This window comes from Caulobacter ginsengisoli, assembly GCF_030814835.1.
In the GTDB taxonomy this organism is placed as follows: domain Bacteria; phylum Pseudomonadota; class Alphaproteobacteria; order Caulobacterales; family Caulobacteraceae; genus Caulobacter; species Caulobacter ginsengisoli.
The window spans coordinates 576,490-589,464 of record NZ_JAUSVS010000002.1; the positions used below are offsets into that span (position 1 = coordinate 576,490).

At 68.8% G+C, this 12,975-nt stretch carries 13 protein-coding genes; 8 read left to right on the forward strand and 5 right to left on the reverse strand.

Going from position 1 to position 12,975, the window contains the following annotated elements; translation table 11 throughout:
- Positions 1–79 precede the first annotated feature (79 nt).
- Together kynB and kynU are read left to right on the forward strand one after the other, a co-directional pair.
- The gene (gene kynB / locus QO010_RS08155) at positions 80–721 is read left to right on the forward strand and encodes an arylformamidase (RefSeq protein WP_307348079.1); all 642 of its coding nucleotides are present in this window, start codon (positions 80–82) and stop codon (positions 719–721) included.
- Positions 718–1,956, forward strand: a complete 1,239-nt coding sequence (gene kynU, locus QO010_RS08160; protein WP_307348081.1) for a kynureninase — start codon at positions 718–720, stop codon at positions 1,954–1,956. The genes kynB and kynU overlap by 4 nt, the downstream gene beginning before the upstream one ends.
- On the opposite strand, the gene QO010_RS08165 is transcribed toward kynU, so the two are convergent.
- A complete protein-coding gene (locus QO010_RS08165) occupies positions 1,953–2,387 on the reverse strand; it encodes a GNAT family N-acetyltransferase (protein ID WP_307348083.1) in 435 nt (144 codons plus the stop codon). The genes kynU and QO010_RS08165 overlap by 4 nt on opposite strands.
- 68 nt (positions 2,388–2,455) lie before the next feature.
- On the opposite strand from QO010_RS08165, the gene QO010_RS08170 reads away from it, so the two are divergent.
- Together QO010_RS08170 and QO010_RS08175 are read left to right on the forward strand one after the other, a co-directional pair.
- Entirely contained in the window at positions 2,456–2,896 is a 441-nt protein-coding gene (locus QO010_RS08170) for a VOC family protein (protein ID WP_307348084.1), read from the forward strand.
- Positions 2,896–3,672: an SDR family NAD(P)-dependent oxidoreductase gene (locus QO010_RS08175; RefSeq protein WP_307348085.1), complete on the forward strand. Its 777-nt coding sequence runs from the start codon at positions 2,896–2,898 to the stop codon at positions 3,670–3,672. Before QO010_RS08170 ends, QO010_RS08175 begins: the two co-directional genes overlap by 1 nt.
- A 6-nt stretch (positions 3,673–3,678) precedes the next feature.
- On the opposite strand, the gene QO010_RS08180 is transcribed toward QO010_RS08175, so the two are convergent.
- From QO010_RS08180 to QO010_RS08190, 3 genes are all read right to left on the reverse strand, one after another.
- Complete coding sequence (locus QO010_RS08180; RefSeq protein ID WP_307348086.1) at positions 3,679–5,289, reverse strand: pectate lyase; 1,611 nt, start codon at positions 5,287–5,289, stop codon at positions 3,679–3,681.
- 102 nt (positions 5,290–5,391) lie between these two features.
- Positions 5,392–7,698: a putative bifunctional diguanylate cyclase/phosphodiesterase gene (locus tag QO010_RS08185; RefSeq protein ID WP_307348088.1), complete on the reverse strand. Its 2,307-nt coding sequence runs from the start codon at positions 7,696–7,698 to the stop codon at positions 5,392–5,394.
- Positions 7,699–7,705: 7 nt separating this feature from the next.
- Positions 7,706–8,329, reverse strand: a complete 624-nt coding sequence (locus QO010_RS08190; RefSeq protein WP_307348089.1) for a methylamine utilization protein — start codon at positions 8,327–8,329, stop codon at positions 7,706–7,708.
- Between the two features lie 249 nt (positions 8,330–8,578).
- On the opposite strand from QO010_RS08190, the gene QO010_RS08195 reads away from it, so the two are divergent.
- Complete coding sequence (locus tag QO010_RS08195; RefSeq protein WP_307348091.1) at positions 8,579–9,457, forward strand: DUF3034 family protein; 879 nt, start codon at positions 8,579–8,581, stop codon at positions 9,455–9,457.
- A 12-nt stretch (positions 9,458–9,469) separates the two neighbouring features.
- A complete protein-coding gene (locus QO010_RS08200) occupies positions 9,470–9,940 on the forward strand; it encodes a group I truncated hemoglobin (RefSeq protein ID WP_307348094.1) in 471 nt (156 codons plus the stop codon).
- Here QO010_RS08200 and QO010_RS08205 read toward each other — a convergent pair.
- Complete coding sequence (locus tag QO010_RS08205; protein WP_307348097.1) at positions 9,937–10,818, reverse strand: alpha/beta fold hydrolase; 882 nt, start codon at positions 10,816–10,818, stop codon at positions 9,937–9,939. The two genes, QO010_RS08200 and QO010_RS08205, sit on opposite strands and share 4 nt — an antisense overlap.
- A gap of 150 nt (positions 10,819–10,968) precedes the next feature.
- Here QO010_RS08205 and QO010_RS08210 point away from each other — a divergent pair, with 150 nt between their 5' ends.
- Positions 10,969–12,267, forward strand: a complete 1,299-nt coding sequence (locus QO010_RS08210) for an MFS transporter (protein ID WP_307348098.1) — start codon at positions 10,969–10,971, stop codon at positions 12,265–12,267.
- A 399-nt stretch (positions 12,268–12,666) separates the two neighbouring features.
- A complete protein-coding gene (locus QO010_RS08215) occupies positions 12,667–12,936 on the forward strand; it encodes a hypothetical protein (protein ID WP_307348101.1) in 270 nt (89 codons plus the stop codon).
- Positions 12,937–12,975 lie beyond the last annotated feature (39 nt).

Consider the following 12,975-nt stretch of genomic DNA (forward strand, 5'->3'; position numbering starts at 1 on the left):
TGCGCCGCACTCGAAATCGCAAATGAAATCCTGGACAGGTTGACTGGTCAGAACTGTTCCGGCGCCGGATAAGGCGAGCATGCAACAGTCCCCCAAGCTCTGGGATATCAGCCAGCCTTTACGGGCCGGCATGCCGACCTGGCCCGGCGACACGCCCTTCGCCCAGGCGCAGGTCTGGACCATGGGACCCGGCAGCCCGGTCAATGTCGGCCGCTTCTCGCAATCGACCCATGCCGGGACCCACGCCGACGCGCCGAGACACTATGTCGCCGAGGGACATCTGGCCGGCGACTTCGATCTTTCCGTCTATGTCGGCCCCTGCCGGCTGGTGGACGTGCGGGACTGCGGGCCGCTGGTCCAGCCGCGGCATGTCGAGGCGGCGCTGGCTGACCCGCCGCCGCGCCTTTTGCTGCGCACCTACGAGCGGTTTCCGCATGACGCCTGGGACAACGGTTTTACCGCCGTGGCCCCCGCGACGCTGGAGCGGCTGGCGGCGGCGGGGGTGCGGCTGATCGGCATCGACACCCCCTCGCTGGATCCCGAGCAATCCAAGACCATGGACGCCCATGCGGTGGTGGCCCGGCACGGCATGGCCATTCTGGAGGGCCTGGTGCTGGATGATCCGCCGGCCGGCGATTACGAACTGATCGCCCTGCCGCTCAACCTCGCCGACCTCGATGCCGCTCCGGTGCGGGCGGTGCTGCGGGAGCTGACCCGATGAGCGCCTTTGGGAGCCGCGCCGAGGACCTGGACCGCGACGATCCGCTGGCGGATTTCCGCGAGGCCTTCGCTCTGCCGGAAGGCGTCATCTACCTGGACGGCAACAGCCTGGGGCCGCCGCCGCTGGCGGCCCTGGAGGACCTCAATGAGGCCGCTCACGAGGCCTGGGGCCAGGGGCTGGTGCGCAGTTGGAACACCGCCGGCTGGATCGACGCCCCGACCCGGCTGGGTGACCGGCTGGCCGGGCTGATCGGCGCGGACCCCGGCGAGGTGATCGTCGCCGACTCCACCTCGGTCAATCTTTTCAAGCTGCTGGTCGCCGCCCTGCAGGCGCGGCCTGAGCGGACGGTGGTGCTGAGCGAGCCGGGCGACTTCCCCACCGACCTCTATATGGCGCAGGGCGCGGTCCGCACTCTGGGCGGCGGGCGGCGGCTGGACCTGCGCGAGCCGGAAGACCTGGAAGCGGCGCTGGGCCCCGACACGGCGGTGCTGCTGCTGGGCCATGTCCACTACAAGTCCGGCCGGGTGCGCGACATGGCGGGCCTGACCGCCAGGGCCCAGGCGGCCGGGGCGCTGGTGCTCTGGGATCTCAGCCACAGCGGTGGGGTGCTGCCGGTCGAGCTCAACGCCTGCAACGTCGATCTGGCGGTGGGCTGCACCTACAAATACCTCAGCGGCGGGCCGGGAGCGCCGGCCTATCTCTTCGTCGCCAAACGCCATCAGGACAGCCTGATCTCGCCCTTGGGCGGCTGGATGGGTCACGCCCAGCCCTTCGCCTTCGAGGACGGCTACGCCCCCGCCGAGGGCATCCGCCGCTTCGCCTGCGGCACCCCGCCGATCCTCAGCCTGACCGGCCTCGAAGCCGGCGCCGCCCTGGCCCTGCGCGCCGGCCCCGCGCGCCTGGCGGCCAAGGCCCGGGCGCTGGGCGACCTGTTCATCGAAGTGATCGAGGCCGGACCGGCGGCGGCGGCGCTCAGCCTCGCCAGCCCGAGGGACTCGGGCGAGCGGGGCGGGCAGGTGTCGTTCCGCCACCCGCAGGCCTACGCCATCGTCCAGGCGCTGATCGCGCGCGGGGTGATCGGGGATTTCCGGGCGCCGGACATCTGCCGGTTCGGCTTCTCGCCGCTGTTCCTGTCCTTCGCCGAGGTCGAGGCGGCGGCGGAAATGCTGGGCGAGGTGGTGGCGGAACGGGTCTACGAGGACCCGGCCTACAGCGTCCGCACGGCGGTGACCTAGGCCCGCTCCCAGCGGTAGAGCACGTCGGGCTCCTGCTCCTCGTTGTCGCCGTCGGTCTCGTCGATGGCCTCGAACCCCGCCGCCTCGTAGAAGGCCCGCGCCCGGCTGTTGGCCTGGAAGGTCCACAGCTTGAGGATCGGCCAGCTCCCCTTAGCCCGGTCGAGCAGCATGCGGCCCAGGCCCAGCCCCTGGGCGTCCGGCAGGACGTAGAGCTGGTCGATCCAGCCTTCGCGAAAAGCGATGAAGCCGACGATGCGCTGGCCGCGCAGGGCGCCCCAGACCGTGCAGGTCTCGAACACCGGACCTCGGAAATAGTCGCGGTCCTCTTCGGGGGTGTGCAGGCCCATCAGCCAGGGCAGCCGGTCGTCGAAAGCCGTCCGGTGGATGACGGCCGCCGTATCCATGTCTTCCAGGGTCAGGCGCCGCAGCATGAAGCCAGCATAGCCCACTCAGCCGATTTCCGTGTATGGCGTCTCGAAACCCTCAAGGAGGCCAAGCCATGCAGTATCTCCACACCATGGTCCGGGTGCGCGACCTGGACGCCTCGCTGGCCTTCTATGTCGACAAGCTGGGCCTTAGCGAAGTCAGCCGGGTCGAAAATCCCGGCGGCCGGTTCACCCTGGTCTTCCTGGCCGCCCCCGACGACGTCGAGATGGCCAAGGCCCGCAAGGCGCCGATGGTCGAGCTGACCTACAACTGGGATGCCGAGGACTATCAGGGCGGCCGCAACTTCGGCCACCTGGCCTATGCGGTCGACGACATCTATGCGACCTGCCAGCGGCTGATGGACGGCGGGGTGACCATCAACCGCCCGCCGCGCGACGGCCACATGGCCTTCGTCCGCTCGCCGGACAACATCTCGGTCGAGCTGCTGCAGAAGGGCAAGAGCCTGGAACCCGCCGAGCCCTGGACCTCGATGCCCAACGTTGGGGCCTGGTGATGCGGCTGGAGGGAAGGCGGGCGCTGGTCACCGGCGCCGCCCACGGCATTGGCCTGGCCTGCGCCCAGGCCTTCGCCCGCGAGGGGGCCGACGTGGTGCTGGCCGACATCGACGCCGCCGGGGTCGAGGGCGCTGCAAAGGCGATCGTTGCCAAGACCGGCCGCAAGGCCGTCGGCCTGGCCTGCGATATCGCCGACGCCATGGCCGCACGCGCGATGGTCGCCCAGGCCGCCCAGGCGATCGGGCCGCTCGACATCCTGGTCAACAACGCCGGCATCCTGGCGCCGGGCGACATCCTGACCACGACGCTGGAAGACTTCGACCGCGTCTTGGCGGTGAACCTGCGGGCCGTCTTCGTCATCGGCCAGGCCGTGGCCCAGGCCATGGTCGCCGGCGGGATCAAGGGCGCGATCATCAATATGAGCTCGATCAACGCCGTCCTGGCCATCCCCAACCAGGTCCCCTACGTGACCAGCAAGGGCGCGATCAACCAGCTGACCAAGACCATGGCCCTGGGCCTGGCCCCGCACGGCATCCGCGTCAACGCCATCGGCCCGGGCACCATCGCCACCGACATCCTCAAGGGCGTGATGAAGGACGAGGCCGCCAGGCGCGGCGTCCTGGCCCGTACCCCGCTCAAGCGCTTCGGCGAGCCGGACGAGATCGGCCGGGTGGCGGTGTTCCTGGCCAGCGAGGACGCCAGCTACATGACCGGCCAGACCATCTATCCGGACGGGGGAAGGTTGGCGCTGAACTATACGGTGGCGGTGGACTAGCCGGGGCTATTTCGCCCCCAACCACCGGATCATCGCGATCATGTTCTCGATATAGGCGCCGGTCGAAATCCCGATCGCCGGCTTGGGATCGATGAAGGGCGAGGTGTCGGTGATGTCGCCGACGCGGGTCTGGCTGTAGTCGCCGGGCGCGGGCGTGGGCGAGCCGTCGCCGCTGTAGGGATGGCTGGTCGCCTTCAGTTCAGTGGGCCACCAGCCCTCGGCATTGAGGCCGGCGCCCAGGGCGGCGATCTGGTCGTCGGTGACCTTGCCCTTGGCGCCGATGTCGCCCACGTTCAGGTCCGACACCGAGACCTCGCCCAGCGAGAAGTAGCGGGGAAGGGGCTGGCCGCGCAGCTTGAGCGGGGATTTGGCTGCCAGCTCGGCGACTGGCTGGGCCTTCAGCGCGGCGTAGCGCTTGCGCAGGCCGTCCACGTCGATCTTCCGGAAGCTGCTGTAGTGGATCAGCGTCCCCGCCGGGTTCTTGTCGGCATAGTATTCGCCGTTGACGACGTTCGAGCCCTTGCGGTGGATATAGAGCGGCTCGTTCGTCCCGATCTCGATGAAGGTCGGCCAGGCCTTGCCGTCATGGGCCTGTTCCGGCGGCAGTTTCACCGACTGCAGCCAGTCCATCGCCTCGGGCAGGCGGGCCAGGTATTTCTCCTCGCCCGTCAGCTCGTAGAAGGTCAGCATCTGGCCGATATTGGCCGCCGTCGTGTGGGTGACGAAGGCCTTGGGTTCGTAGGTTCGCGCGCCGGCCGGCTTGAGGTCGGCGACCGTGTGCTGCAACCCCCAGGCGGGCTGTGGCTGGGGTTGCTGGCAGATGATGAAACAGTCCATGGCCCGGCGGATGGGGTCGATGACCCGTTCGTCGCCCAGCGCCTGCAGGCACATCAGCAGGAACTTGATGTTCTCGGCCGCCACGTCGTCATTGAAGGTGATCAGGCTGGTGTAGTCGGGCAGGCCGTGGTGGTGGAACTCGTCCTTCAGCGGGAAGCGCTGGGGCCAGCCGCCGTTGGGGTACTGGCTGTCCAGGACAAAGGCGATGGCCTTGTCCAGCGGCGGACGCCAGCGCCTGTCGCCCTTCTCCACATGCAGGCGCAGCAGGAACTGGGCGGACTCCGAGGTCCCGGCGTCGTCGAAGGTGGCGTTGCCGTAGTAGTGCTGGAATTCCTCGAGCCGCCAGCCGTTCTTGCCGATGGTGTCGTACCAGCGCCGGGTCGAGGCCTCGCCGGCGAAGTCGATCAGATAGTTCCAGCCGCCGCTGGGGTTCTGGCCGTCGACCAGGGCCTGGGCGGCGTTCTCGGCGGCGCGGTAGTAGGCCTCGTCGCCGGTGGCGTGCAGGGCGTCGAGGAACAGATGGCCCATGGTCGCCGTGCCCGGCGGCTGCACCCAGATCTGGGTCGGATACGCCTCCATCTCGCCCCAGCGCCGCGAGAAGTCCGGCAGGTAGGACCAGACATAGCCGCCGCGGTTGGCGACCTTGTCGGTCATGAAGGCGGTGGCCCGGCGCATGGTGGCCAGCACGGCGTCCTTGGTGGGAGCGGCCAGCGCAGGCAGGGCGGCAGCCAGGGCCGTGGCGGCGGTGGCGGTCAGCAGGCTTCTACGGTCGAGGGACATGGGTACGCTTCCTGGACGGCGTTGGACGCTCTTGTCCATACACACTGACACCGGTGTCATGGAATGGAAAGAGGTGACGGGCTCTCCGGCTGTTGGGGCCGACTAGGCCCGTTTGCGGCGGGGCCTGGCGACCGGGGCCGTTTCGCTGTCCAGGAAGCCGATCAGCTCGGCCAGGGGCATCGGCTTGGCGATCAGGTAGCCCTGGGCCAGGTCGCAGCCCATGCCGGTCAGCATGGCCAGCACCTCGGGGGTCTCGATGCCCTCGGCGGTGACCTTCAGGCCCAGGCTGTGGGCCAGGTCGATGGTGGATTTGACCAGCAGGGCGTCTCTGCGGCTGTCCGCCATGGTCGAGACGAAGGCCTTGTCGATCTTCAGCTCGTTGGCCTTGATCTGCTTGAGATAGGCGAGCGACGAGACGCCCGAGCCATAGTCGTCGATCGAAACGCCGATGCCATTGGCCGCGAAGGCGTCGATGATGCCCAGCGCCACGGCGGGGTTATCCATCACCGCCGTCTCGGTGATCTCGAAGCAGATGTCGGCCTGGGCGGCGCGGATCTGATCGATGGCGGCCTGCGCCAGGTCGGGGTCGCTCATCAGCCGGCCGGAAAGGTTGACCGAGACCGTGAGCGCATGGCCGGCCTCGCGCAGGCGGGCCTGGTCGGCGATGGCCTGGGTCAGGGCCCATTCGGTCAGGGGGCGGATATGACCGGTCTCCTCGGCCATGCCGATGAAGAGGTCCGGGCGGATCATGCCGCGCTCGGGATGTTTCCAGCGGGCCAGGACCTCGACGCCGCCGATCCTGCGGCTGCGCAGGTCGAACTTGGGCTGGTGATGCAGGAAGAGCTGGCCATCCTTCAGGCCGCTCATCATCTCGCTGGTCAGCGACAGATTGCTGGCGGGATCGCCATAGGCCTGCGCGTCGAAGAGGCCGATCTTCTGATGGCCGGCGCGGGCCTGATCGACGGCGATGCTGGCCCGGTCGATGGCCGGCGCGCCCTGGTCGGCATGCGGGGCCAGGCCGATCGTCAGGCTGACATCGACAGTCGAGCCGTCCAGGGTCACGGGCTGTTCCAGGTCGCCCAGCAGGGCGGCGGCGAAGGCGCGGGCGTCTTCCAGGCTGCTCGCCTCGAAGGCCAGGGCCAGGATGCCCGACGACAGGCGGCCGATCGGGCGATCGGGATGCTGGCGCATCATCCGGCCGCCGACCTCGGCGATGAGGCGGGCGGCCAGTTCGTAGCCGATGGCGCCGCGCACGATCTGGAAGCGGTCGAGACCCAGGGCGGCGACGAAGACCGTCCGGCGGCTGGACTGGCAGAGCGTCTCCAGGCCACGGTCCAGGGACACGCGGTTGGGCAGGCCGGTCTCGCTGTCGTGCAGGGCCAGGTGGGTGATGTGGCGTTCCCGCTCGCGGATTTCGGCGGCCATGCTGTTGAAGCTGCCGGCCAGGCGGCCGATCTCGTCCTGGGTCTCGATGGCGACATCGGCTTCCTCGCCCCGTTGCAGGCGGCGGACGGCCTTGTCCAGGGCCGAGATCGGCCGGGTCAGGCTGCGGGCCAGCACCCAGCTGCCGGCGATCAGCAGCAGGATGCCCAGCAGGCCGGTGACGCCGATGGTGATCAGCAGCGGCCGGTAGGGGGCCATGGCGGTGGCCAGCGGATACTGCAGTAACAGCACGGCCGGCGAGGCGGCGCCCAGCGAGGGCAGGGGCTTGGCGAGCGCCAGCGCCGCGCCGCTGGACAGGTCCAGTTCGCCCGGCGCGTTGCTGCGGCCGGCTACAAAGGCGTCGACGCGGGCGGTGTCGCGGCCGCTGGTCCAGTGGCTGTCGGGCTTGCGGATCAGCACCCGGGCGGTCAGCGGAATGGCCGACAGCTGTTCGAGCGAGCGCATCTGGGCCGCGTCGAGCCGGGTGGCGAACACCACCCAGCCGGTCAGGGTCGGGGCCATGACCGGGGCGGAGATGGCCTGGTAGGGCTGGCCGCCGATCATCAGCACGCCCGAGGCGCCGTCCTGGGCGTCGAGCGCGCTCCACAGGGCCTCGACCCCGGCGTCGAGTCGGGCGGCGTCCAGGCCGGTGACGTTGCCGTCCATGTCGACCAGGAAGGCGGTCTCCAGCCCGACCCGGCCCTTGAGGTTGTCCAGCGCCGAGCGGACGGTCGCGGCGTCACGGGTGGCGACGGCGGCGCGGAAGCCGAAGTCCTTGGAGATCAGGTCGGCGTTGTCGCGCAGCTGCTGGCTGCGCAGCGCCCAGACCCGGTCGAACACCGTGCCGCTGGCCTGCAGTTCGCCGCGCACCTGGCGTTCGGCGTTGCTGGCGATGGCCAGGTAGACGGCGCTGGCGATCAGCAGCAGGGCCAGGCCGAAAAGACCGGCATAGAGGACGGTCAGCTTGGTGCGCAGGCGGGTGAACATGGGACGCCTACATCTTCATCGGGGCCGGCGGGCGGACCTCGGCGGTCAGGTTCAGGCTCGCGCCGGCCGGGGTGACGCTGACGGGCCGGCTCATCTCGTTCTTGGGCGCCCGCAGATAGGGTTGCCAGATGGTGGCCGTGGCGGCGCCGGAGGGCAGGCCGCGGATCACCGCCAGGCCGCTGGCGTCGGTCTTGGCGGCATAGGGGGTATCGACCACCCGGATGAAGGCCAGCATCTGGTCGTGGATGTTGCAGCCAAGGGCGACCACGCCAGGCTTGTCGAACACCACCGAGCGGGTTTCGTCGTTGCCATAGAGCTTCAACTCGAACTTCTTGGCCGGGGAGAACGAGTAGACGTGGTGGCGGACCTTGTCGAAATTGGGAAAGGCCACCGTGGCGCCCACCGGGGCGATCAGCACGAAGGGGTGGAAGGCGATGTTCTGCTGCGACATGCGCAGCGGCCAGTCGAACCTGATGGGTCCGGATGGCAGGCCGGCGGCCGGCTTGACCGTCACCACGGCGTCGGCGATCGGCTGGCCGGCGGCGTTCTTCAACCGCACCGTCAGGTCGGCCGCCTGGGCCTGGGCGGCGAGGCACAGCGTGGCGATGAGGGCGGCGAGGGCGGGACGCATGCCCTACCCATAACGGGTGGGCGTGAATTGGGCGTAAATCCGCCGCCGGTTGGGTCCAGGCGGACAGATGTCCGGATCTGTTTCGACCTCAATACTCAATACCGTCCAAGTGAAACGCTCATTTTTCTGGACCAGTTGCGAGCCTGCGCAGCGCTGGACTGAAACGCCATGACGTTAAGCTTCCCGCAACTTGCCCCGCCCAAAACGGGTAGGCGGGCGGCGGGGTCGCCCGGCGGTCATGGGTGACGCATGTCGAGACGTCTGGGAACCCTGCTGGCTCTGGGGCTGGGCCTGCTGGCGGCCGATCCGTGCCGGGCCGGGGAGGTGGTCAACGGCGGCAAGCTGTTGTTGACCGGCGGAGTCACCACCCTCGAGGGCTCGGGTGGCGGCGGCCTGGCCACCTGGGCCACCATCACCGGCTATGAGACCCCCGAGGGGATCGGCGCCAACGTCCACGCCACCTATGTGAGGACCCCCGACTACGAATTCCGCGCCTATGGGGCGGCAGTCGGCCTCTATGACCGGGTCGAGCTTTCCTACACGCGCCAGGAGTTCGACACGGGCGACACCGGCGCTCTGCTGGGTCTGGGCAAGGGCTTTGCCTTTGGCCAGGACGTCTATGGCGCCAAGCTGCGGGTGGTGGGCGACGCCCTCTATGACCAGGACCGGCTCCTGCCGCAGATCGCCGTGGGCGTTCAGCACAAGCGGGCCGGCCAGGGCGCCATCATCGCCGCCGTTGGCGGACGGAACGACAGCGGGACCGACTACTATGTCGCCGCCACCAAGGTGCTGCTGGACAAGAGCCTGGTGTTGAACGGCACGGTGCGGATGACCAAGGCCAACCAGACCGGCCTGCTGGGCTTCGGCGGCAATAAGGACGACGGCTACAGCGCCCAGTTCGAAGGCTCGGCCGGCTGGCTTGTTTCAAGGCGCCTGCTGATCGGCGGCGAGTACCGCTCCAAGCCCGACAACCTGGCGGGACTGAAGGAAGACGACTGGTTCGATCTCTTCGCCGCCTACGCCATCAACAAGACCGTCTCGGTGACGGTTGGCTACGCGGACCTGGGCGAGATCGCCACCTTCGACGGCCAGCGCGGCCTTTACCTGTCCCTGCAGGCCGGCTTCTAGAGGACCCTGGCCATGAAGCATCTCGTCATCGCCCTGGCCCTGGCGCCCACCCTGGTCCTGGCCCAGGAGCAGCCGGTCGATCCCTACACCCAGTCCAACGCCAACGCCGGGGCGAGCCCCGTGACCGGCGCGACCCTGCTGGAGGCCTTCCACGGCAAGGCCGGTCTGGACCGTGTGGTGGACGATTTCGTCGACCGCATCACCACCGATCCCCGCATCGCCGACGTGTTCAAGAGCCACGACATCGTTCGCCTGCGCCGGACCCTGAAGGAGCAGTTCTGCTACCTGCTCAACGGCGGCTGCGACTACACCGGCCGCGAAATGACCAGCGTCCACAAGGACCTGGGCGTCACCACCGCCGAGTTCAACTTCCTGGTCGAGGACCTGCAGGCGGCGATGGACAGGGAGCAGGTGCCCTTCGCGGCCCAGAACAGGCTCCTGGCCCTGCTGGCCCCGATGAAGCGGCCGATCGTGACGCGCTAGGTCTTGGCGAAGGCGGCGATGTCCGCCGCCAAACGCGCCGCGTGGCTGACGAACAGGCCGTGCGGGGCCCCCTCGTAGACGACCAGTTTCGCGCCCTTGATCCCCGCCGCCGTGCGCCGGCCGGTGAAGTCGAGCGGGGCGGAGGCGTCCTTGTCGCCGTGCAGGACCAGCGTCGGGACGCTGACCTTCGAAAGTTCGGGACGGAAGTCGGCTTCGCACAGGGCGCGATTGCATTCGACCAGGGCCTGCAGCGAGGTTCGCTGCATCTGGGTCTTGACCCAGGTCTTCACCCCCTCGGAAGTGTCGGGGGTGAAGAAGCCACCGCCGTTGGCGTCCATCCAGGCGGGGAAGTCGCGGGCCATGACCGCGCGGTTCTGATCCAGGGCGGCGGCCGGGACCCCCATCGGGTTGTCGGCCTTCTGCATGATGCAGGGGGTGGCCGGGGCGACCAGCACCAGGTGGGACAGGCGCGTTCCGCCATGACGGGCGAAATAGCGGATCGCCTCGCCGCCGCCCATCGAATGGGCGACCAGCACGACGTCCTTGAGGTCGAGCCGCTCCAGCACAGCCTTGAGATCGTCGGCCAGTGTGTCGAAGTCGTAGCCCCGGCCAGGGTCGGCGGAGCCGCCATGGCCGCGGCGGTCATAGGCGATGGTCCGCAAGCCCTGCCGGGCCAGCGGCTGCATGACATAGCCCCAGGTGTCCGAGGTCAGGGTCCAGCCGGCGAGGAAGACGACCGGGCGGCCCTCGCCCCAGTCGCGGACGAACAGGTCCGGGGTCTTGGAGCGAGGGGCGGCCCCTTTTGCTGAAGAGGGGGCGGGGAGGGCGGCAGCCGCCGCGCCGGCGGCGGTCAGGGTGAGGATGTCTCGGCGGTGCATGATGGCCTCCTGTGCGATGGCGGCAGGAAAACCGATCGGCGGCGGCGAAGCGATTACCCGGCAGGTAACGGCGGGCCTGCGCGATTGCCTGAGGCTGGGTTCGTCTTTTCTGGTTACTCGCCCGGGCAAACCGGATGCTACGCTAGGCTTATGAGCGAGAATCCGCCGAGTCCCGAGACGGCCCCCGAGACGCCGGAAGCGGAGTTCGACAGGTTCGTCTGGGCCAATCTGCGCCGCAACTACGCCGCCAACTATGTCCACGGCATGCTGGGCATGACCGGCTTTCGGCTGCTCAACGCCCCGACCATCGTGCCGGCCTATCTGCACATGCTGTCCGGCTCCAATGCGGTCGTCGGGCTGGGCATGGCCCTGCAGCAGCTGGGCGGGGTGGTCTCGCCCGTGGTCGGCGCGGCCCATGTCGAGCATCGGGCCAAGCTGATGCCGGCGGCGGTGCTGCTGGGCACGCTGATGCGCCTGCCGATCCTGGCCATGGCGGTGACCGGCTGGCTGATGCACGGCCAGCCGCTGCTGATCACCCTGATCGTCATGCTGTTCCTGATGGGGCTGTTCAGCGGCTCGCAGCGAGTGGTCTTCCAGCTCCTGATGGCCAAGGTCATCCCAATCAGCCGGCGCGGGCGGCTGCAGGCCTGGCGCAACTTCACCGGCGGGGCCATCGCCGCGGGCCTGGCCTATCTGGCGGGCCGCTACCTGATCGAGCTCAATGTCCTGGGCAACGGCTACGCCACCACCTTCATGCTGGCCTTCCTGCTGACCAGCGCGGGCCTCACCGTACTGCAGGTGCTGATCCGCGAGCCTGTCTCGCCGCACCTGCCCCAGCAGACCCGGTTCCGCGACCGGATGAAGGACTTTCCGGCCCTGGTGGCCGGTGACCGCGACTACCGCAACTTCCTGATCGCCCAGCTGTTCGCCATGGCCGCCCGGGTCGCCGCGCCCTTCTATGTGCTGCACGCCGGCAAGGTGGCGGTCCTGACCGGGGCGCAGCTGGGCCTGCTCAGCCTGGCCTATCTGGGGGCGGACACCCTCTCCAACCTGGTCTGGGGTTATCTGGGCGACCGGGGCGGCTTCCGCTCCAGCTTCGTCGCCTCGCTGGTGCTGTTCATCGGCTCGACCGTGCTGCTGATGGTCTCCCACAACACCCTGTTCCTGGCCCTGGCCTTCTTCGGCCTGGGGGCGGCGCAGTCCGGCTACAGCATGAGCAGCAGCACCATGGTGCTGGAGTTCGGCGCCAGGCAGGACGTGGCCATGCGGCTGGGCATCTCCAGCACGGTCGAGGGCCTGATGTCCTTCGTGGGGCCGCTGGCCGGCGGGGTCATCGCCGACTGGCTCGGCTATGGGCCGGTGTTCGGCCTCTCGATCGGGCTGCAGCTCGTCGCGCTGACGGTGCTGGTCGTGGCCGTCAAGGAACCGCGCCTGCGACAAATTCCCTGAAACGTCATTTTGGGTAATGATCGCAGGCATAGATCGAGCCGAGTCAGATATATGTCGGCGACCGGACAAAGCAACTGCGTAACTTGTTCGCCCACCGGGACGGTCCCCCCGCCCGGTAATCCGGTTAAGAGCGCCTGGCTTCAGCCAGGCGCTCTTTCTATTGAATGTATGTTGCGGGCTGTCACCCCAATCTGGGGATGTATGCTTGCCGGCGCGGCGCCGTTGATCTGCATCAAGGCGACTCGGCGGCGGCCAAGCCAACCTGCCTCTCGCCGATCCCTCCGACCGGCAAACCGTCCACTTGCAACCGCGGACGGCCAGGGCGTCCCGCTGTCCCCCCAAGCACAGTGCGGGGCGCCCGTCTGGCCCGCGATGGTTCGGAGCCGCCGAATGACCCGAGTGACCCGACACAGACTGCGGCCCGGCCTCATGCTCCTGAGGGTGCTATCGGTCCTGCTGCTGGTCGGCCCGCCCCTGGCGGTCGGCGGCGTCTGGACCTGGATGGCGCTGTCCGGGCTGAGCAACCAGCGGCGTGACATCTTTGAGTTTGGCCAACAGGCCATCGTCCTGGCGATGGGGCTGGGCCTGCTGGGCCTGCTGGCCGAGTTCCTGATCCTGCCGATCCTGCTGAACGACGGCGAAACCGGCCGGGCCGACGCCGGCGACTGATCGCCGGTTTTGCCGGCGCGGGACTGGCGCCGGCCGGTC